Origin of the sequence: Sorangium sp. So ce321, from assembly GCF_051530195.1 — a bacterium.
Classification (GTDB): domain Bacteria; phylum Myxococcota_A; class Polyangia; order Polyangiales; family Polyangiaceae; genus Sorangium.
This window is the reverse complement of the sequence record NZ_CP150329.1, coordinates 12,970,460-12,989,544: the sequence shown is the minus strand read 5'-3', so window position 1 is coordinate 12,989,544 and position 19,085 is coordinate 12,970,460. Positions and strand designations below refer to the sequence as shown.

General features: G+C 74.5%; 15 protein-coding genes. 5 read left to right on the top strand and 10 right to left on the bottom strand.

Annotation, left to right across the window (positions count from 1 at the left end):
* Positions 1-4: 4 nt before the first annotated feature.
* The 4 genes from WME89_RS48285 to WME89_RS48270 all read right to left on the bottom strand — a co-directional run bounded on the left by WME89_RS48285 (position 5) and on the right by WME89_RS48270 (position 3,907).
* Entirely contained in the window at positions 5-349 is a 345-nt protein-coding gene (locus WME89_RS48285) for a type II toxin-antitoxin system VapC family toxin (protein WP_438012066.1), read from the bottom strand.
* A gap of 70 nt (positions 350-419) precedes the next feature.
* Positions 420-605, bottom strand: a complete 186-nt coding sequence (locus WME89_RS48280; RefSeq protein ID WP_438006270.1) for a hypothetical protein — start codon at positions 603-605, stop codon at positions 420-422.
* A gap of 154 nt (positions 606-759) precedes the next feature.
* Positions 760-1,986 carry an aminotransferase class V-fold PLP-dependent enzyme gene (locus tag WME89_RS48275; RefSeq protein WP_438006269.1) on the bottom strand — a complete coding sequence of 409 codons (1,227 nt, stop codon included), beginning with the start codon at positions 1,984-1,986 and terminating at the stop codon, positions 760-762.
* Positions 1,961-3,907 (bottom strand): YgiQ family radical SAM protein, encoded by a 1,947-nt coding sequence (locus tag WME89_RS48270; RefSeq protein ID WP_438006268.1) that lies wholly within the window; start codon positions 3,905-3,907, stop codon positions 1,961-1,963. Before WME89_RS48270 ends, WME89_RS48275 begins: the two co-directional genes overlap by 26 nt.
* Positions 3,908-4,454: 547 nt before the next feature.
* Between WME89_RS48270 and WME89_RS48265 the strand changes: the two genes are divergently transcribed.
* Together WME89_RS48265 and WME89_RS48260 are read left to right on the top strand one after the other, a co-directional pair.
* Positions 4,455-5,213, top strand: a complete 759-nt coding sequence (locus WME89_RS48265; RefSeq protein ID WP_437656920.1) for an RNA polymerase sigma factor — start codon at positions 4,455-4,457, stop codon at positions 5,211-5,213.
* 85 nt (positions 5,214-5,298) lie between these two features.
* Positions 5,299-6,201: an alpha/beta fold hydrolase gene (locus WME89_RS48260; protein ID WP_438006267.1), complete on the top strand. Its 903-nt coding sequence runs from the start codon at positions 5,299-5,301 to the stop codon at positions 6,199-6,201.
* A gap of 28 nt (positions 6,202-6,229) precedes the next feature.
* Here WME89_RS48260 and WME89_RS48255 read toward each other — a convergent pair whose 3' ends face one another.
* Positions 6,230-7,726 (bottom strand): PLP-dependent aminotransferase family protein, encoded by a 1,497-nt coding sequence (locus WME89_RS48255; RefSeq protein ID WP_438006266.1) that lies wholly within the window; start codon positions 7,724-7,726, stop codon positions 6,230-6,232.
* Positions 7,727-7,794: 68 nt separating this feature from the next.
* Here WME89_RS48255 and WME89_RS48250 point away from each other — a divergent pair, with 68 nt between their 5' ends.
* From WME89_RS48250 to WME89_RS48240, 3 genes are all read left to right on the top strand, one after another.
* Positions 7,795-8,271 (top strand): carboxymuconolactone decarboxylase family protein, encoded by a 477-nt coding sequence (locus WME89_RS48250; protein WP_438006265.1) that lies wholly within the window; start codon positions 7,795-7,797, stop codon positions 8,269-8,271.
* On the top strand, positions 8,268-9,077 hold the full coding sequence (locus WME89_RS48245; protein WP_438006264.1) for an isocitrate lyase/PEP mutase family protein: 810 nt from the start codon (positions 8,268-8,270) through the stop codon (positions 9,075-9,077). Before WME89_RS48250 ends, WME89_RS48245 begins: the two co-directional genes overlap by 4 nt.
* A 133-nt stretch (positions 9,078-9,210) precedes the next feature.
* Positions 9,211-9,798, top strand: coding sequence for a carboxymuconolactone decarboxylase family protein (locus tag WME89_RS48240; RefSeq protein WP_438006263.1), 588 nt, complete (start codon positions 9,211-9,213; stop codon positions 9,796-9,798).
* Between the two features lie 153 nt (positions 9,799-9,951).
* Here WME89_RS48240 and WME89_RS48235 read toward each other — a convergent pair whose 3' ends face one another.
* The 5 genes from WME89_RS48235 to WME89_RS48215 all read right to left on the bottom strand — a co-directional run bounded on the left by WME89_RS48235 (position 9,952) and on the right by WME89_RS48215 (position 19,079).
* A complete protein-coding gene (locus WME89_RS48235) occupies positions 9,952-11,118 on the bottom strand; it encodes a hypothetical protein (RefSeq protein ID WP_438012065.1) in 1,167 nt (388 codons plus the stop codon).
* A gap of 176 nt (positions 11,119-11,294) precedes the next feature.
* Positions 11,295-14,705, bottom strand: a complete 3,411-nt coding sequence (locus tag WME89_RS48230) for a protein kinase domain-containing protein (RefSeq protein WP_438006262.1) — start codon at positions 14,703-14,705, stop codon at positions 11,295-11,297.
* Between the two features lie 23 nt (positions 14,706-14,728).
* Positions 14,729-16,300, bottom strand: a complete 1,572-nt coding sequence (locus WME89_RS48225) for a sigma 54-interacting transcriptional regulator (protein WP_438006261.1) — start codon at positions 16,298-16,300, stop codon at positions 14,729-14,731.
* Between the two features lie 69 nt (positions 16,301-16,369).
* On the bottom strand, positions 16,370-17,845 hold the full coding sequence (locus tag WME89_RS48220) for a hypothetical protein (protein WP_438006260.1): 1,476 nt from the start codon (positions 17,843-17,845) through the stop codon (positions 16,370-16,372).
* 640 nt (positions 17,846-18,485) lie between these two features.
* Positions 18,486-19,079 (bottom strand): hypothetical protein, encoded by a 594-nt coding sequence (locus tag WME89_RS48215; RefSeq protein WP_438006259.1) that lies wholly within the window; start codon positions 19,077-19,079, stop codon positions 18,486-18,488.
* Between the last annotated feature and the right edge of the window lie 6 nt (positions 19,080-19,085).

Here is a 19,085-nt window from a genome sequence, read left to right as displayed (position 1 = left end):
GCGTTCAGGCGACGACCCGCTCCAGCTTGAAGTCGAGGACGGCTCGGATCGCATCGAAATGCTCGTCGGCCGTCAGGACGGTGGCGCCGAGAGAACGCGCCGAGAGCGCGATCAACACGTCATTGACCAGCGAGGCTCGGCGCACCTCACGCCCCGCCTCACGGAGCCGGCGCAATGTTCGTCCGGCATGGTCGAAGACCTCGGCGTCCGGGGCGACGATCCGCCCGGCGCTCCGGTACGCGCGGCCGAGATGATCGACGGCCCGCCGCGCCGGGAGGGTCGTGGCGCCGGCGCGGAGCTCCATCTGCACGACGGCGGAGAGATACCGGACCAGGCCCGGCCCTATCATCAGGTCCTCGTGCATCCCCGGTTCAGCCAGCCGATGTACAGGTTCGTATCGAGGAGCACCTTCCGGAGGATCATCGAAGAGCATCTTCGTAGCCGCCGACCGCCTTGACGCGCCGGTGGACCTTCAGGATCGGCTCCTCGCCGAGGACGAGATCGAGCGCCCGCTCGATCGTCTCCTGCTCCGTCTTCGCACCGAGGAGCTTCTTGGCTCGATCGATCTTGGACTGGTCCAACTTGAGGTGCTTGTGCCGCGTCATGTTCACGCTTCGGGCTAGCGTGAACATACCCAGTCCGCCAGCGCGCTAACATCGCAATGGAACCGTACAGAGCCATGCGTTGCGGAGTCTCCGCGCACAGCTCTCTCTGATCTCATCGCGATGGCTCGCCCGACGCGCCACGGGCGACGCCGACTCACCCCTTCCGTACCCTCGCCAGCGCCTCATCCGTCGAGAGCAGCACCTGCTCCCACTCGTCCAGCGCGTTCGGCCAGTGCGGCGAGAAGCGCAGCACGCCGTCCGGGATCGCGCAGGCGATGCCGAGGTGCGTGAGCTCGCGGTGCAGCTCCACCACCGAGGCGCCGCCCGGCGGCCTCACCCCGAGCGCGCACCCCCTCAAGGCCGGATCCTCCGCGCGCAGGCTCTCCCAGCCGCGCTCCCGGAGCGCCTCCTCGAGCGGATCCAGGAAGCGGTTCGCGTGCTCGTGGATCCGCTCGACCCCGATCTGCAGGATCAGATCCACCGCCGCCTCCAGCCCGGCGTAGCCCGCGGCGTTGAGGTTGCCCCCCTCCACGAAGTCGGCGCGCTGCCGGATCGGCCGGTCGTACCGGAGGTGCCCCGGACCCTGCAGCAGGAAGCTCACCCCGTCCTCGTGGCTCAGCCAGCCCGCCACCGCCGGCCGCAGCGCGGGCAGGCGCCCGCGGCGGATGTACAAAAACCCCGTGCCCTCCAGCCCCATCAGCCACTTGTGGCCGCCGCAGGCGAGGTAATCGATGCCCGCCGCCTCGACGTCCACCGGCGTCGCGCCGACCGCCTGGACGCCATCGACGCACAGCTCCGCCCCGTGCGCGCGACAGAGCGCCCCGATCGCGGCGAGCGGCATCTTGAGGCCCGTCTGGAACTGCACCGCGCTCACCGCGACGAGCCGCGCCCCGCGCCGGAGCTCGTCCGAAAGCCGCGCGAGGCCCGAGCCGCTGCCGTCCGCGAAGCCGCCGAGCGGCAGGAAGACGACCTCCAGATCGAACAGCGCGGCCGCGCGCTGCCACGGGGTCACGTTGGCCGGGAACTCCCCCTCGAACAGGACCACCCTGTCGCGCGGCCGCCACGGGTAGCACAGGGCGATGTCGCTCAGCCCCCGCGTCGTGCTCTGGACCAGCGCGATGTCCTCAGCCGCCGCCCCGACGAGCCGGCCGAGCTTCTCGCGCAGCCGGACCCGCTGCGCGTACCACGCCGGGAACGCGGCCGCCCCCTGCGCGGCGTAGGCGTCGAGCAGTGCGATCATCGCGAGGCGCACCGGCCGCGAGGGGGGCGAGATCCCCGCGTGGTTCACGTAGACGAGCGGCGCGAGGTGCGGGAACAGGCCGCGGTCGCCGAGCTTCGCGGCGAAGGACCGATCGCTATCGAGTTCGGCGGTGTGTCGCATCGGCTGGCTTCCCCCGGCGCTCGCCGCGGACCTTGGCGAGGTAGCGCGGCGGCGCCCCCTTGCCGGCCGCCGGCGGCACCAGGCAGTGCGGCTTCGTGCCGATGAGATCACCGCGGCCCGCCTTGATCAAGGCCTCGCGCGCCTCGTCGTGGTGCGCCGGATCCCAGTAGAGGAGCAGCGCCTTCTGCAGCTTCTTCTCCCGCAGGTCCTTCGCCGTGTACACCGGCTCGCGCGTGAGCGGGTCGATCCCCGTGTGGTACATGCACGCCGCCATCGACATCGGCGTCGGGATGAAGTCCTGCACCTGGCGCGGCCTCATCCCGCTCTTCTTCAGGTACACGGCGAGGTCGACCATGTCCCGCAGCGTCGAGCCGGGGTGCCCCGAGATGAAGTAAGGCACGAGGAACTGGTTCTTCCCCGCCTCCTCGCTCGCGCACCGGAACTGCTCGGCGAAGCGCTCGTAGCTCTCGATGCCCGGCTTCTTCATCTTGTCGAGCACGTCCTTCTTGTTGTGCTCGGGGGCGACCGAGAGCTGGCCGCCCGTGTGGTGCGCGGCGAGCTCCTCGATGAACTCGGGCGACCGCTCGGCGAGGTCATAACGCACGCCGGAGGCGATGAAGACCTTCTTGATCCCCTCCTCCTCGCGCACCGCCTTCATCAGCTTGAGCAGCGGGCCGTGGTCGGTGTTCAGGTTCTCGCAGACCTCGGGGAAGACGCAGGAGAGCCGCCGGCAGGCGTTCTCGATCGCCTCGTCCTTGCACCGCATCTGGTACATGTTCGCGGTCGGCCCGCCGAGGTCGCTGAGGACGCCGCGGAAGCCATCCATGCGCCGGAGCGCCCGCACCTCGCGCAGGATGCTGTCCGCCGAGCGCGACTGGATCACCCGGCCCTCGTGCTCCGTGATCGAGCAGAACGTGCAGCCGCCGAAGCAGCCGCGCATCGTGACCACCGAGTGCTTCACCGTCTCGTACGCGGGGATCGGCGCGTCGTACGACCAGTGCGGCACCCGCGTGAACGGCAGGTCGTAGAGCGCGTCCATCTGGGACGTCTCCAGCGGGAACGCGGGCGGGTTGAAGTAGACCGCCTCGGCGCCGTGCGCCTGGAGCAGCGGGCGGGCGTTGCCGGGGTTCGTCTCGAACTGGAAGGCGCGCGACATCTCGGCGAAGGCGCGCCTGTCCGCGGCCACCTCCTCGTAGCTCGGGAGGATCACCGCCTTGCCGTCGGCGACGTAGCGCGAGCCCTCGATCTGCTCCCACTCGCCCTTGCGCATCGGGAAGGCCGTGCCCCGGACGTCGCGGATCGAGCGGACGGGCTCGCCCCGCCGGAGCCGGTCGGCGACCTCCCAGACCGCCTTCTCGCCCATGCCGAAGAGGAGCAGGTCCGCCTTGGCGTCGAGCAGGACCGAGCGGCGGACCTGGTCGGACCAGTAGTCGTAGTGCGCGATGCGCCGGAGCGACGCCTCGATGCCGCCGAGGATGATGGGGACGCCGGGGAACGCCTGCCGGCAGAGGTTCGAGTAGACGATCGAGGCCCGGTTGGGGCGCAGGCCCACCTGCCCGCCCGGCGAGTACTGGTCCTCGCTGCGGACCTTCTTCTGGGCGGTGAGCTTGTTCAGCATCGAGTCGAGGTTGCCGGCGGTGACCCCGACCATGAGCCGGGGCACCCCCATCCGCAGGAGGTCGGTCGTGTCCTGGTAGCGGGGCTGGGAGATGATCCCGACACGAAAGCCGCGGCCTTCGAGGAAGCGGCCGATGATCGCCGCGCCGAACGCGGGGTGGTCGACGTAGGCGTCGCCGTTGACGAGCAGGATGTCGAGCGCGTCCCAGCCCCGCGCGCGCATCTCCTCCCGGGTCGTCGGCAGGAAAGCGGTGAGGTCGCGGGGGGCGGCGCCGGCGCTGCGGCGGAGCTGGAGGAGGGACACGGCGCCGTCACCCTACGGGCCGGGGGGGAGATCGGCAAGGGGGCGGCCCCGGCGGCGTCCGCCGGAGAAACCCCGCCGCCAAGACCGGGCACCGGGCCGAGGCGGGGCACCGGCGCGGCGCCGAGGCGGGGCACCGGCGCGGCGCCGAGGCGGGGCACCGGCGCGGCGCCGAGGCGGGGCACCGGCGCGGCGACCGAGGGCGGCGGCGCCGCGGAGCCCGGCGGGCGCCGCCAGGCGAGCGCCTGAAGGCCAGAGAGCGCACGGCCGAGGCCGGCGCCCGGGCGCGAGGGCGCCGGCCGCGTTTTCCGGGGCGAAACGCACAAATTGCACGACACCGCTCCAGCTGGTCACGAATTCGGGGAGTCGGAACATCGAATTTCAGGGTGCGACATGAGGGCTGGCGCGCCGAGGGCGGGTCCCGGCGGCCCGGGAGTCGCTCGGCGCGAGTCGCTGGTCAGCGCAAAAAAAAACGCGGCAAAAGCCGTGGGTTTTGGCGCATGGCCGCGGTTCCCAAACGACCCGGAATGAGCGTTCGTAAAAATTATATGTGGAATCACGATCAGATAATGCCCTCCGCGACCGACATCGCAGCTTCGCCGTGCTGCACGAGGTGGGTGTTCCTTTCCTTCGCAGGTTGCTCCGCGGGTATGGCGTCGGGCCGCACGACCTCGAGGACGTGCTGCACGACGTCCTCCTCGCCGCCTACCGCGGTCTGGAGAGCTTCGACGCGAACCGCCTGCTGCGCGCCGCGCAGGGGACGCGCGAGGAGGACGAGGCCGGCCCCCAGGAGCGGGTGTCGCTCAGCAAGGTGCTCCCCTACCTCGCCGGGCTGCCGGCGCGGCGGGCGTGGGACCCGCTTTACCGGTGGCTCTTCGGAATCGCGCGGCGGCAGGCGAGCCACTACCGCGACCGGGCCTTCCGGCGCCGCGAGATCCCGGTGGGCCTCCAGAGCAGCGCGATCTTCGCCGGGGTCGACCGGCGGCCCCGCCTGGAGCTGCAGGTGGAGGCGACGGAGCGGGCCGAGGTGATAGACCTGCTGCTCACGAGCCTCCTCCCGCAGCGGCGGGTGATGCTGGTGATGCACGACATGCTCGATATCCCGGTCGTCGAGATCGCCCGCGAGCTCCAGCTCAACGAGAACACGGCCCAGAACCGGCTCCGGCTGGCCCGGGAGGACTTCCGGGCGGCGGTGAAGCGGCTCGGCACGGAGCAGCGGAGCGCCCTGCGCCTCGGCGACAGGCCGTTCGCCGGCGAGGCGACCACGCGGCGCCGGCCGGCGCCCCGGCGGCGCGAGCCCGGGACGTGAGCCGCGCGGCCCCGCGCCGGGCCCCCCGTCGTGCCCGAGCGGAGCCGCGTTGACGACCGACCGGGAGGGCTCAAGGAGGAGAGCCATGAAGGCCGCTGGAAGCTCACCGAATGGCGCCCACGCGCGCGATCTCGAGGTCCGCCATCGCCACCTCGCGATCGACGGGGTCCGGATCTTCTACCGCGAGGCCGGTCCGGCGGACGCGCCGGTCGTCCTGCTGCCGCACGGGTACCCGTCGTCCTCGTTCCAGTACCGCAACTTCATGCCTGCCCTGGCCGACCGCTGGCGGCTGCTCGCGCCCGACTACCCGGGGTTCGGCTACAGCGACACGCCCGCGGGCTTCCCGTACACCTTCGACGGGTACGCCGACCTGCTCGAGCGATTCGCGCGGACGCTGGGGGTCGAGCGGTACGCCCTTTACCTGCACGACTACGGCTCTCAGATCGGCCTGCGCCTGGCCATCAAGGCGCCCGAGCGGGTCGCCGCCCTGATCATCCAGAACGGCGACATCTACGAGGACGAGCTCGGGCCCAAGTACGAGACCCTGAAGGCCTACTGGGCGAGCCCGACGCCGGAGGGCCGCGAGAAGCTGCGCGAGGCCGTCAGCGAGGAAGGCTTCCGCGACGAGTTCGTGGGCGAGATCGACGAGCGGCTCGTGGAGAGGGTCCCGCCCGACCTCTGGAAGCTCTCCTGGCCGCTCATGACCAGGGAGCGGCGCGAGATCATGGTCGGCCTGATGGAGGGGCTGAAGGAGAACCTCGCCTGGTTCCCGCGGTACCAGGCGTACCTGCGCGAGCACCGCCCGCCGGCGCTGATCGTCTGGGGGCCGCAGGACGGCTTCATGCCCGAGGGCGCGGCGCGCGCTTACCTCCGGGACCTTCCGGACGCCGAGCTTCACCTCCTCGACGGCGGACACTGGGCGCTCGAGACGAACCTCCCGGAGATCGTGGCGCTCTCGCGCGACTTCCTCGGGCGCGTGCACGCCTGAGCGCGCCAGCGCGGCCCCGCCGCGCCGCTCAGCGTCGCCCGACCCTGGCCGGCCCGGCCGGCGGCGGCTCCGGGGCGCAGGGCGGCGGCGCCTCGCGCGCCTGCTCGATCGCCTGCGCGAGGCGGGACACGGCCTTGCGCGCGCGGGGGGCGGGCAGCGCGGCGAACCCGAGCAGCAGCCCCTCGAGCCGGCCCCGCGCGGCGCGGACCTGGTAGCTCGACAGGGCGCCCGGCGCGAGGCCCAGCAGGGCCGCGCGCTCGACCACCTCGCCGTCGCGGGCGCCGGTCAGGCGCACGGTCAGGTGCAGCCCGCCCGCCCCGGGATCGAGCTGGAGGTGCGGCGACGCGAGCTCCTCCAGCGCGCGCGCGAGCGCGCCGCGCCGCTCTGCATAGAGCGCGCGCATGCGCCGCACGTGCCGCGCGAAGTGCCCCTCGCCGAGGAAGTCGGCGACGGCCCGCTGCACGGCCAGCGGCGGGGGCGGGTGCAGCAGGCCGGCCGCGCGAGCGAGCGCGCCGTGGGCGCCGTCCGGGACGACGAGGAAGCCGAGGCGCAGCGCGGGGAACATCGACTTGCTGAAGGTCCCCGCGTAGATCACCCGGCCCTGGTCATCGAGGCTCTTCAGGGCGGGCAGCGGCGCGGAGGCGTGCTGGAACTCCCCGTCGTAGTCGTCCTCGACGACCCACGCGCCGGCGCCCCGCGCCCAGGCCAGGAGGGCGAGCCGGCGCGGCAGCGAGAGCGCCATGCCCAGCGGCATCTGGTGGCTCGGCGTCACGAAGGCGAACCTGGCGCGCGGAGCGAGCGCGACGCCGCGGGCGACGACGAGCCCCTCGGCGTCCACCGGCACGGCCGCGAGCCGCAGCCCGGCGAGCTCGAGCGCGTCCCGCGTCCGGTGGTAGCCGGGGTCCTCGAGCCACGCCCGGTCCCCCGGCCGCGCGAGCGCGCGGGCGAGCAGGCCGAGCGCGCCGTGGTAGCCGCCGGTGATCATCACCTGCTCGGCGCGCGCGACGACGCCGCGCGAGACCGCGAGGTGCGCGGCGACGGCCGCGCGCAGGGCGCCGTCGCCGCACGGGTCGGAGCGCGCGAGGTCGGAGGCCCGCGCGCGCCGCGCGTGCCGCCCGAGCAGCCGCGACCACGTCGCGACGGGGAACGCGTCGACCGCGGGGACGCCGATCTGGAACGGCCGGAGCGCCGCGCGGCCGTGGGGCGCGGGGCGCGGGTCCTTCGCGGGCGCGGGCGGCGCGCCGCGCGGGGTGATGGGGAGCGGGCTCGTGACGAAGGTGCCGGCCGCGCCGCGCGTCACGAGGAACCCCTCGACCGCGAGGCGCGCGTACGCGACGTCCACCGTCCCGCGCGAGACGCCCGCCTCGAGCGCCATGGCGCGCGCCGAGGGGAGCCGGGCGCCCGGGGAGAGAGCGCCGGAGAGGACGGCCTTCCGGATCCGGTCGTACAGCTGCGCGTGCAGCGGCCTGTCGCTCCGCTGCCGCCCGCTGCCCACGGAGGGAAGCGCGGCGCCGCGCGCGCTCACGATGGCCCAGTCGGTTTCGCGGTTCTTGGCACTGTCGCTGGTCCATCATGAACGTATCCTGCCGGGGCATGGCAACCGAAATTCCCCGGCTCGACTTCCCTGCCTTTCAACAGCTCGCCCCGGAGACCGTCCGCGCGCTGCGCGCGGTCACGGCGGCCACGAAGCAGAGCGCCCTCGGCGCGGAGCTCATCGAGCTCGTCAAGATCCGCGCTTCCCTGGTGAACCGCTGCCCCTTCTGCGTCGCGCTCCACCGGCGCGAGGCGCGGGCGCTCGGGATCTCGGCGGAGCGGCTCGAGGCGCTCGCTGGCTGGCGCGAGTCGCCGCACTTCACGAAGGCCGAGCGCGCCGCGCTCGCCTGGACCGACGCGCTGACGCAGCTCAGGGACGGCGACGTGCCCGACGCGGTGCACAGCGAGGTATCGGCCGCGTTCTCCGGCGAGGACCTCGCGGCGCTGACGTCGGTGGTGGCGACGATCAACGCCTGGAACCGCATCGCCATGGCCTACAGGTTCCCGGCGGAGCCCGACGCCGAGGGCGGCCGATGAACCCGCCCCCGTCCACCGCCGCGCGGTTCCGGGCGCTGCACGCCCCGGGGCAGGTCCTCGTGCTGCTCAACGCGTGGGACGCCGTGAGCGCCAGGCTCGCCGAGGCGGCCGGGGGCGCCGCCGTCGCGACCAGCAGCGCCGCGGTGGCCTGGGCGCACGGCGTGGCCGACGGCGAGCGCCTGCCCCTCCACCGGCTGCTCGCCGCGACAGGCGACGTCCTCCGCGCCGTGCGGGTCCCGGTGAGCGTCGACCTCGAGCGAGGCTACGCCGCGAGCGCCGAGGACGTGGCCGACGTCGTGTGCCGCCTCGCGGAGGCCGGCGTGGCGGGCGTCAACCTCGAGGACGGCGCCGAGCCGCCCGAGGCGCTCGCCTCGAAGCTGCTCGCGGCGCGGGGGGCGCTCGAGCGCGCCGGGCTGGACCTGTTCCTGAATGCGCGCACGGACGTGCTCCTGCGCCGCGCGCTGTCCGGCGCCGAGGCCCTCGACGAGGTGGTGCGCCGCGCGAGGCGCTACGTCGACGCGGGCTGCGATGGCCTCTTCGTGCCGGGCCTCTCGGCGGCCGAGGGGCTCTCGCGCGTCGTCGCCGAGGTGCGCGTGCCGCTCAACGTGTGGGCGTCGCCGGCGCTGCCGTCGATCGAGCAGCTCCGCGCCCTCGGCGTGCGCCGGGTGAGCGTCGGGCCGCGCCTCGCCTTGACGGCCCTCTCGGCCGCGCGGCGCGACGCGGAGCAGGTCATCGCGGGCCGGTGGGCGCCGCCGTCCGACGGGGCGCCGCTGACCTACGCCGAGGTCAACGCGTGGTTCGCGTGAGGGCCCGCCATCTCTCCTGCGCATCCAGGACCTGACAATCCCAGGATAGGATCTGCCATGGTCGCCGCCCGGCGGCGTGCTTTCCTTCGTCCCGTCGACGGCGACGGGCGCCGTCGCTGGAGGAGCGCATCGCATGGGACAGTCGCAGAAGATCGGGTCACGGGGGCGCCGCGGCCGCGCGCGGCGGCTCGCGGCGGTGGCCCTCGCGATGGCCGGGGCGGCGCTGGCCGGGTGCGCCGCGCCCGGCCCCGCTCGCCCTGCGTCCCCGGCCACCGCGGCGCCAGCCACTGCGGCGCTAGCCATCGCGGCGCCGGCCACCGCGGTGCCAGCGCCCGCCGAGGCAGGTGACCGCTTCGCCCGAGGCAAGGCGGTGCTCGGCCGGCTCGACCCGGCGGCCCCGCAGCGCGTGATGGACGTGTATGCGGGCCTGGCGCCGGACTTCGGCCGTTACGTGATCGAGTATCCGTTCGGCGATATCTACGCTCGCCCGGGCCTCGACCTGCGGACTCGGTTGCTGACCGCCGTCGCCGCCCTGGCGGCCGTGGGCGACTCGGAGGTGCCGCTCGGGAATCACATCCGCTACGCGCTGAACGTCGGCTGCACGCGCGAGGAGATCGTCGAGACGATCATGCAGACATCGGTCTACGCGGGGTTCCCGCGCGCGGTGAAGGGGCTCGCCGTGGCCGAGGAGGTGCTGGCGGAGCAGGGCGGCGGGCAATAGCCGCTACGGCCGCGTCTCCAGTTGCCTGACTGCAGGTGATGGCTCCTCACCCGCAGTCCTTTCCTCGATGGGACCGCCGTGAGCGCGGGACTGACCGGATGCGCCGCCGGCCGCGCCAGGCCGCGCGCGACAGGCGCCCGCGGCCGGGCGCGCTCACTCGATGGTCGAGTCGGTCACCGAGATCGGCGTGTCGTCGTGGTTCGAGATCTGCGGGTAGGTCGGGTACCAGGAGCCGCCGACGTTGCCGGTGATCACCGACCTGTCGATCACGATGTTCCCCGTGTGGTCGTTGCTCACGAAGAAGATCGCGCTCCCGTGCGCGTTCACCTCGTTCCGCTCGATCCGGGTGCCGCAGAGCGTGAGCGTCATCGTGTCGCCGTCGTTGTAGATGGCCCCGCCGCTGCCGCCGCCCGGCGTCCCCGCCTCGGCGGGGTTGCCGCCGTTGCCGAGCGCGCGGTTGTGAGAGAAGAGGCTGTTGATGACCGTCCAGGAGACGCCGATGCTGCTGATGCCGCCGCCGTTCGCGCACGCGTTCCCGTACCCCTCGGCGCCGCCGAAGGTGCTGTTCACCACGTAGACCGGCAGGCCCTCGTACTGCATGAACGCCCGGATCCCGGCGCCCCCGAGGTCGGGGCCGGTCGGATCGCACGCGTTGTTGAAGAAGCGCGAGTTGACGACCTTCAGGCGCCCGCCCTGCGCGAAGATGGCGCCGCCGCCCTCGTCGTCGTCACCGGTCGAGTCGCCCTCGATGAACGTGAGGTTCTGGACCGTCAGCCGCGGATGGTCCTGGTTGTCGCAGCTCGGCGTCGTCCAGACCTGCGCCTCGTCGCAGGTGTTCATGTAGAGGATGCGCCGCGCGCCGCCGCCGCTCAGGGTCACGAGCCCGCCGCCGTCGATCACGATCTCGGGACCTGTGTCGTTGAAGATCTTCGCGGTCTCCTCGAGCGTGATGGTGATCGGGTCGGGGCCGCAGTCGAACGCGATGACGCCGCCGCCCGCGACAGCGGCGACGACCGCCTCCGACGTGCAGCTCTCCGGCGTGCCGTCTCCGATCACCGTGGTCGGCGAGGAGGTGTCGGCCGCCTGCGCCTCCGCCGGCACGGCGCAGCTCCCGTCGGGGTTGCCGGCCGCCGGGCCGCCGCCGGCGTGCGCGGGAGAGCCCGGGGTCGCGCCGCCCGAGCCCGCGCCGCCCCCCGAGGCGCTCGCCGCGCCGGCGCCGCCCGCGCCGGTCGTTTCCCCGCCCCCGCGCTCGTCGTCCCCGCAGGCCCCGAGCACGGCCGCCACCGACAAGCACAGGGTCAGCTCCAGCGATCGTCGCATCATGTCCTCCTCGCCCCGAAAGCAACCTCGCAGCGGCGCGGGCTGCTCTCGGGCCCCCTCGCCGCGAAGCGACGGCGACGTGCCGCGCTCCGGACCTCAGTATCGCGGGGAATCGCGGGAAAAGGAGCGAGACGGCGGCAGGTCGCAGGTCGCACACCCGGCGACCCGGGTCGCCCTCAACGGGGCCTCGCGAGCCGCCGCATCTCGTCGAGCACCGGCACCGGCTCGTCCGCGATGGCCCACGCGTCGAGCACCTGCCTCGCCAGCGCCCGCGCCTCGTCCACGGCGCCGCGCCGCGCGGCCCGGCGCGCCGCGCGCACCGTGGCGAGGCTCGCGCCGCCGAGGTGGCTCTCGCCCCCCGCAGCGGCCTGCTCCAGCCGCTCCGCGAGCTCCGACTCGCCGGCCCGCTCGAACACCGCCGCCATGCCGTCGGCCATCACCGCCGCGAAAGGCCCCGGGTCCCGCAAGAGCGGCCGCCACGCCCTCGCCGCCCCGGCGTGGTCCGCGCGCGCGTGGCGCTCGGCGCCGTCCGTGAACGCGTCCGTGCCCGGGAGGACGCCCGAGAGCTGCGGCCGCAGCGCGCGGAGCCGCGCGAAGCACCGCCGCGACGCCGCCGGCGTGGCGCGGGCGCAGATCGCCGCGACGCGCAGCGGGACGTCGATGTGGTGGGCGCCGGCGAGCGGCGGCGGCTCCGGATCGAGGAGGCGCTCCACGGCGAGATCGGCGACCTCGCCGGCCCGGCCCAGGATCAGGCCGAGCTCCAGCGCGCGCCACGCGATCTCGAGCCGCTGGACGCGCACCCACCCGGCGTCCTCGGCGGCGGGGACCATCGCCCGCCGCGCCCGCGCGAGCGCGGCGCCGAAGCGGACCTCGCTCGCCTCGACCCGCACGAGCAAGAGCTCGCCCTCGACCTTCTGGCTCGGGTATCCGCCCGCGGCGAGCGCGAGCGCGATGCCGCGCGCCTCGCTGCGCGCGCCGGCCGCGAGCAGCCGGCTCGCGAGCACGTCGGCCACGTAGGCGTCGAGCGGCGACAGCGCGTGAGCGCGCCGGGCGAACGCGAGCGCCCGCCCGGCGTCGCCGGGCCCTGCCTCCTCGAGCAGCCACGCATAGCCGTCCCAGGGCGCCCACGCCTGCATCGCGCGGAGCGCGCTCTCGGCGCTCGCCGTGCCCCGCGTCACCGTGGCGAGCTGCACCCACGGCGCGCAGAACTCCCCGGTCGGGTTCTTCGGCTCGACCTGCACCGAGAGGAGCGAGAGCTCGGCGGCGCGGCCAGGATCGAACGGCTGGAGCAGGCACGACGCTGTCGCCGCCAGCGTCGAGCGCCCCCACGACGACGGCTCGCGCTCGAGGCGCCGCACGAGCTCCTCGGCGAGCGCCGGGCTCTCCACGCGGTGGGCGAGCTGCTCGAGCCGCGCGCGCGCCGCGAGCGCGCCGGGCGAGGCCGCCTCGGAGGGCGGGAGCGCGACAGCGGGCGCGGGGAGGCCGAGGACGAAGGCGCACCGGGTGCGCTCCCCCGGCCCCATCTCCGCGAGCGCGCCGCCCAGCGCCTCGACGCGCGCGCACTCGTCCGGGACCCCGCCGGCGTTGTGCACCATGGCCATCGAGAGATCGAGCAGGGCGAGGGCCCCGTCGGCGTCCCCGGCCCGCGAGAACTCCGCGACCGCGGGGTCGAGGCGGGCCGCCCGGGGCAAGTGCCCGGCCTGCACCATCGGGGTCATGGCGTCGCGGACCGCCTCGAACAGCGCCCGTCCGGCGCCCTGCGCGCGGGTGAGCTCGGCGCCGTCCGGTCCGTGCAGCCGCAGGGCGACCCGGAAGGCCGCGCCGTCGCGGACCACCTCGCCGTCGACGTATGCGGCGGCGCGGCGGCGCGCCGCCGCGACGGAGCGCGCCCGGGCCTCCGGCGCGGCGTACGGGTCGAGCGGGAAGCGATCCACGGGCTGCCGCGGGAGCGAGAGCAGCTCGGCCGGCACCAGGGTGCGCGCCGTGCGGCCGCCGAGCAGGATCCGCGCTCGCTCGCACACGGTCGCCGCCGCAGCGGCGCCGAGCCAGCCTGCCGGCTCGTCGACGCCCGCTGCCTCGAGGACGGGGCAGGCGAGCACCGCGTCGGGCGCGGCGAGCGGCGAGGGGGGCGCGGTAAGGGGCGGCGCCGCGGGAGCTGCCGAAGGGGACGCCCCGGGGGGCGCCGCGCGCGGCGCGGCGAGCGAGGCTGCGAGGGCGAAGGCGCCGAGCGCCGCGGCGGCGCCGCCGAGCCCGAGCCGCCAGCGCGCCCGCGCGCCGGACCGAGGCGGCGCGGCAGGGGCGGCCTCCGGGGCGAGAGGAGCGGCTGACACGGCGAGAGGAGCGGCTGACGCGGCGAGAGGATCGGCTCCGGGCGCGAGAGGATCGGCCCGGGGCGCGAGAGGATCGGCCCCGGACGCGAGAGGATCGGCCCGGGGCGCGAGAGGATCGGCCCGGGGCGCGAGAGGATCGGCTCCGGGCGCGAGAGGATCGGCCCCGGACGCGAGAGGATCGGCCCGCGACGCGGCAGGATCGGCGCCCCATCCGCCTTTCTCGCCCCCGTCGGCGGTCCTTGTCGCGCCCTCGCCCTCCTCGCCCCCGTCGGCGGTCCTGGTCCCGACCTCGCGGCCCTCGCCCCCGTCGGCGGTCCTTGTCGCGCCCTCGCCCTCCTCGGCCACCGCCCGCGGGGCGGACGAGGCTCCCTCGAGCGGCAGCTCGACGCCGGGCTCCCCCAGCGCTCCGGCCAGCGCCGTCACCGCGGCGACCGCGCTCGCGAACCGGGCGGCGGGATCCACCGCCGTCGCTCGCGCGAACCACGCGTCCATCCCGGGCGGCAGCGCGACGCCGCGCCGCGCCGCGCGCGCCGTCGCCGGCTCCGCGGGGCCAGAGGAAGCGGCCAGCGCGAAAGCGATCGGGTCGTGGCCCCGCGTCGCCTCGTCCTGCCAGTAAGGGCTCCCGACGAGCAGCGTGAAGGCGATCATCCCGAGCGCATGGATGTCGGCGGCCGGCGTGAGCTTGCCGCCGCGGAACTGCTCCGGCGCCATGTAGACCGGCGTGCCCGCCGCGCCCGTCGACTCGAGGCCGGCGCCGGCGTCGAGGACCTTGGCGACGCCGAGATCGAGGATCTTGAGGCGCTGCGCGTCGTGCTCGCGCCGCTCCAGGAAGAGGTTGCTGGGCTTGAGGTCGCGGTGGACGACCCCGAGGCCGTGCATCTTGTCGAGCCCGAGCGCCGCCTGCCCGAGCCAGCGGAGCGCCTCGGCGGGCGCGCAGCGGCCCGCGCGCGCGAGCCGCTGGGCCAGCGTCTCGCCCTCCAGGAGCTCCATCACCAGGAAGGGCGTCGACGTCGCCCGGTCGACCCCGGCGTCGAGGACGTCGACGAGGAACGGGCTGTCGACACGGCCCGCGACCCGCGCCTCCAGCGCGAACCGCCGCCGGAGATCGGCGCGCTCGATCGCGTGCGCGTGCATCACCTTGAGCGCGCGCCGGCGGTCGGTCTCGATGTCGAGTGCCTCGTACACCGCGCCCATCGCGCCAGCGCCGAGGCGCCGCACGATGCGGTAGCGGTCGGCGATGAGCGTCCCCCGGACCACAGCACCTCCGTCCGGAACGCGGTCTAGCGCCGGAACTGCTCGGGGTCGATCCGGTATCGCTTGAGCCAGCGCTGGATCTGCATCCGGGCCTTGCCCGCGGCGCGCGCCACGGCGGTGATGTTCCCCCGGTGCTCGACGAGCAATGCCACGAGCTCGCGCCGGCGCGCGTCGTCCTCCGGCCGCGTATCGCCATCCCGGCGCGCGTCGCCCCCCGGGGCGTCGCCCTGCCGGCCCGCGCCGCCCTCGTCCCCGCTGTCGCCGCCGCCCTCGCCGCCGCCGCCCTCGTTCCCGCCGTCGCGGCCCTCGCGGGCGCCCTCGTTCCCGCCGTCGCGGCCCTCGCGGGCGCCGCCCTCGCTCCCGCCGCCCGCGCCATCGGCCGCGCGCGCGACCGCCTCGGGCAGGTGCGTCGGCTCGATCGTGCCACGCTGCGCGAGCACGACCGCGGTCGTCACGCACTGCGCGAGCTCGCGCACGTTGGCGGGCCAGCCATACATCAGCATCCCGCGCGCGGCGCGCGGGTGGAGCGCCACGCGCGCCGCATGCTCCGGCGCCGCGCGCTCGAGGAGCGCCCCGAGCAGCAGGCCGAGGTCCTCGCGGCGCTCCCGGAGCGGCGGCAGCTCGACGACGTAGCCCGAGAGCCGCGCGAGCAGATCGGCGCGGAACTCGCCCAGCGCAGCGAGGCGCTTGAGGGGGCGGTGCGTCGCCGCGACGACGCGCAGATCCACCCGGACGGGGCGCGTGGCGCCGACCGGGCGCACCTCCTGCTCCTGGAGCACGCGCAGCAGGGCCGCCTGGGCGGACGCGGGCAGGTCGCCGATCTCGTCGAGGAAGAGCGTCCCGTGATCGGCGCTGCGCACGAGCCCCGGGCGGTCCTCGGTGGCGCCCGAGAAGGCGCCCTTCCGGTGCCCGAACAGCTCCCCCTCGACGAGCTCGCGCGGCAGCGCGCCGCAGTTGACGGCGACGAGCTCCCCGGGCCGGCCCGACAGCGCGTGGATCGCGCGCGCCATGACCTCCTTGCCCGTCCCTGTCTCGCCCTGGAGCAGGACCGGGATCGCGGAGCGCGCCACGACGGCGAGCTGCTCGAAGAGGTCGAGCAGGGCGGGCAGGAGCGAGGCGAGGCCCGGCGCGGCCGCCGCCTCGGGCGAGGCCTCGAAGAGCGGCGGCGCGCCGGACGGGTAGGGCAGGGCGGCGCGAAAGAGGAAGAACGTGCGGCCGAGCTCGATGAGGTCGCCGTCCGCGAGCCCCGCGTGCCGCTGCGGGACCCCGTTGACGAGGCTGCCGTTCTTGGAGCCGCTGTCCTCGACGACCCAGCGGCCGAGGAGCCGGACCACGCGGGCGTGCCTCGAGGAGAGCCACGGATCATCGAGGCGGAGCTCGAGCCGCCGGACCCCCGCGCCCCGCGCTGGCTCGATCTTGCGGGCCGCGCCGCGCCCGATCGTCACCTCGTCGAGGTCGTCGAGCGCGATGCGCATCGGCGGCGCGAGCGGCCGGTGGCCCTCGAGGACCAGGAACAGGAACGGACCGCTGCGATCCCCGTCCGCCGCCTCCGGTCCCCGGCTGACGGAGAGGGTGCTGCTCTCGAGCCCGCCTGCCACCGATCCTGGGTACAGACCCGGGCCGGCGCGGTCAATCCTCGCGGCGCGACGCGACCCGCGCGGCGGGGCTCAAAGCCTGTTGGGCGAGAACTGCGCGTACGCCCTCTGGCATTCGTTCAAGTTGCTGGCGAGGTCGCACGGGTGGTTGAGGTACACGGTGACCACGTGCTTCGAGCGCGTCGGTGCCGCCGGGACGCCGCCTTCCTCGGGGGCGTCGTCTTCCTCCGGGGGAGGGGCGCAGCCATAATAGCTCCCGTCGAGCTTTCCCTGGCAGAGCCCGTCGGGAGGCACCACGCCGGTGTTCAGGCAGGGGCCGGGCGGGTTCGCGAAGCAGCCTTCGTCCGGACGGGCGCACAGCCGGTCGGCCATGTGAGCCAGCGGACGGGTCCAGACATCGCTGTAGCAGGCGTACTGGGCGCCCGAGAGCATCGCCGTCACTGAACCGCCCGAGATCGCATTCACGAAGAGATTCCCGTAGAACGCGCCTTCCCGGACGGTGAATACCTCCGCTTCGGACGCGGGGTATCGCCGGAACCCCCCGGCGGTGCGCAGGGCCACGTCCGCGGTCGCGGAAAGAGGCGTCGAGAGCGAGGGCGGAGCCACCATCACCGCGAACGACCACGGGCCGGCGCCGCCCGAGCTGGGACAGATGAAGCTCAGCTCGGCGGCAGCGCCGGAGGACGTCCTGACCAGTGGGTCCGAGCTCAGGATGCCCTCGGCGACGTGGCCCGCGTACCAGCGTCCCGTCGGGCTCGACGCGCTATCACAGCCGTGGATGCCCTTGCACACGCGCACCATGAGCGGGGCGGTGGTGGCGGGGCTCGGGTGCAACGTGACCCGCTCCCCGGGCGTGCATGTGCCGACGCTGCGCCCGCTCCAGCCACACTCGCGAGCGGAGCTCCACTCGGGGGTGCCTCCTGGGCAGGCGCTGAAGCTCCTGGCGCTACCGGCGCCACGCTCGCGGTACTCCTTCTCTACCGGGACGACCGCCGCGAGCTTGAAGAGCTCGCGGTCCCTTCCGTCTTGCGTGCTGCGCGCCGAGATGCGCACGCTCTTCCCGAGGGAGTTGACGCGCGCGAGGACGCAAGCCGTCACGGCCTCGTGGCAATCCCGGCTCGGCGCCGCCGTGAACCAGTTGCCGTGAGCGACACCCGACGCGCCGCACAGGCCGAACTCGCCCTTCGACCCCTGGACGCTCCGGCCTGGATCCAGCGCGCAGGAGACGACGTACTCCAGAAGCTCCTTCTCGCTGGCGCGCAGCGGCCGCCCCGCGAGGAAGCGGTTCAGCGAGTCGTTGTTGAGCGGGCTCGAGGCGAGGTGGCGGAGGAGGGCTTCGTTCTCCAGGAGCGCGCCGGCGGAGAGCACCGCGCTATGCAGGCTGTTCCGCGGCATCATCCGCTCGAGCGCCTCGGCGATGGGCTCCGGCGGCGCGCCGTCCTCGGTCCACCCGTCGTCGGGCCCCGCGGCGGCGCAGCCGGCCGCGCCGAGGGCGGCGCAGATCGGGAGCGGTGAGACGATCTTCATCCACGAAGCAGAGGTGTTCATCGCAGCTTCCATCTCGTCGATCCGGCGATGGGCGCGCCGGAGAAAAGGCCCGAGTAGCTCGCCATGACGCTGACACGCATCACCATCACACCACGGCGCTCACCGAACACTGAAACAGCTGAATTGCAATCGTTGCATATCGCAACACCCGTACCATGCGATGACGACCACGGAGCGGCGTGGTGGTCACGCCGGGCGAGCGCAGCGCAGCGATGGGCTCCGGGATCGATCCCGAGGCGTCGCCGTGCTGTCGCGGCGGCGCCGTGCGCGAGCAGCTCCGAGGCGGTGGGCTCGCCGGGGGTTGCCGGGAGCGGCCGCGCGAGGCCCGCCTGCAACAGGCGCCGAGCGCGCGAGAGGCGCTGTTGCAGGTGTTGCACCCTGTTGCACCCCGGGAGGCCTGTCGGCCCGGGACCTCCCGGAGCGGCTCGGTCCTCTCCGGATGCGTCATGTCAGCCGACGAGCCGGCGCCGAGCGAAGGCGAGATCGCGACCGCCGAGGCCGCGACGCTTCAGGCCGCATCACGTCGTCCCTGATCGACCTCGGGAGCTCGTTCCTGGAGAGGGTCGGCGTGAGGACCTACGTGCAGCGCTGCGAGTCGGCGTGGGCGGTGATCCGCTCGGTGACGTGTCTTCTGTTTCGATCACCCGCCCGGGCAGGGCGCGCCGGCGCGGGCCCAGGTCTCCCAGGCGGCGACGAACTCGGCATAAGGCGTCGGGATGGGCGTGCGGCCGGCGCCGGGGTTCCAGCCCCAGGTCACGAGGGGATCCTCGAGGTGGACGCGCAGCGCCGCCATGTCCTTGCCGCCGTTGCGCGCGGGGTCCTTGACCTGCTCGCACAGCGCGCGCGGGGCGACGCCGACGAACACCATGCGCATCTCGGGCGGCGGCATGTGCCAGCCCTTCAAGACGCCGGGCGGCACGTTCACGCCGAAGCTGTTGGGCGGGTTCGTCGGCCCGTGGCACGTCGTGCACTCGGCGCCGGCCATGCCGTGGCCGGTGGGGCCGCGGAGCACGAGCTGGTTGTGAAGACGGCCCTCTTCGCCCTGCAGCGGGACGTCGCCCGCGGGGTGACAGTTCTGGCAGCGGGGGTGCTGGAGGACGCCCCGCACCGTCTCGAACGCGGCGAGGCCTGCCTCGCGATTGGCTGGCGACGGCGAGGGCGCCTCCGGGGCGCCGGGCGCGTGCCCCCCGCACGCGGCGAGGAGCAAGGCGAGCACAAGAGAGGATCGGATCATGGTCAG

What these genes read in the sequence shown, in the direction of transcription:
- WME89_RS48260 (WP_438006267.1), top strand. Translation starts at nt 5,299, where the DNA reads ATGAAGGCCGCTGGAAGCTCACCGAATGGCGCCCACGCGCGCGATCTC.
- WME89_RS48215 (WP_438006259.1), bottom strand. Translation starts at nt 19,079, where the DNA reads ATGATCCGATCCTCTCTTGTGCTCGCCTTGCTCCTCGCCGCGTGCGGG.
- WME89_RS48220 (WP_438006260.1), bottom strand. Translation starts at nt 17,845, where the DNA reads ATGAACACCTCTGCTTCGTGGATGAAGATCGTCTCACCGCTCCCGATC.
- WME89_RS48235 (WP_438012065.1), bottom strand. Translation starts at nt 11,118, where the DNA reads ATGCGACGATCGCTGGAGCTGACCCTGTGCTTGTCGGTGGCGGCCGTG.
- WME89_RS48245 (WP_438006264.1), top strand. Translation starts at nt 8,268, where the DNA reads ATGAACCCGCCCCCGTCCACCGCCGCGCGGTTCCGGGCGCTGCACGCC.
- WME89_RS48240 (WP_438006263.1), top strand. Translation starts at nt 9,211, where the DNA reads ATGGGACAGTCGCAGAAGATCGGGTCACGGGGGCGCCGCGGCCGCGCG.
- WME89_RS48285 (WP_438012066.1), bottom strand. Translation starts at nt 349, where the DNA reads ATGATAGGGCCGGGCCTGGTCCGGTATCTCTCCGCCGTCGTGCAGATG.
- WME89_RS48250 (WP_438006265.1), top strand. Translation starts at nt 7,795, where the DNA reads ATGGCAACCGAAATTCCCCGGCTCGACTTCCCTGCCTTTCAACAGCTC.
- WME89_RS48280 (WP_438006270.1), bottom strand. Translation starts at nt 605, where the DNA reads ATGACGCGGCACAAGCACCTCAAGTTGGACCAGTCCAAGATCGATCGA.
- WME89_RS48275 (WP_438006269.1), bottom strand. Translation starts at nt 1,986, where the DNA reads ATGCGACACACCGCCGAACTCGATAGCGATCGGTCCTTCGCCGCGAAG.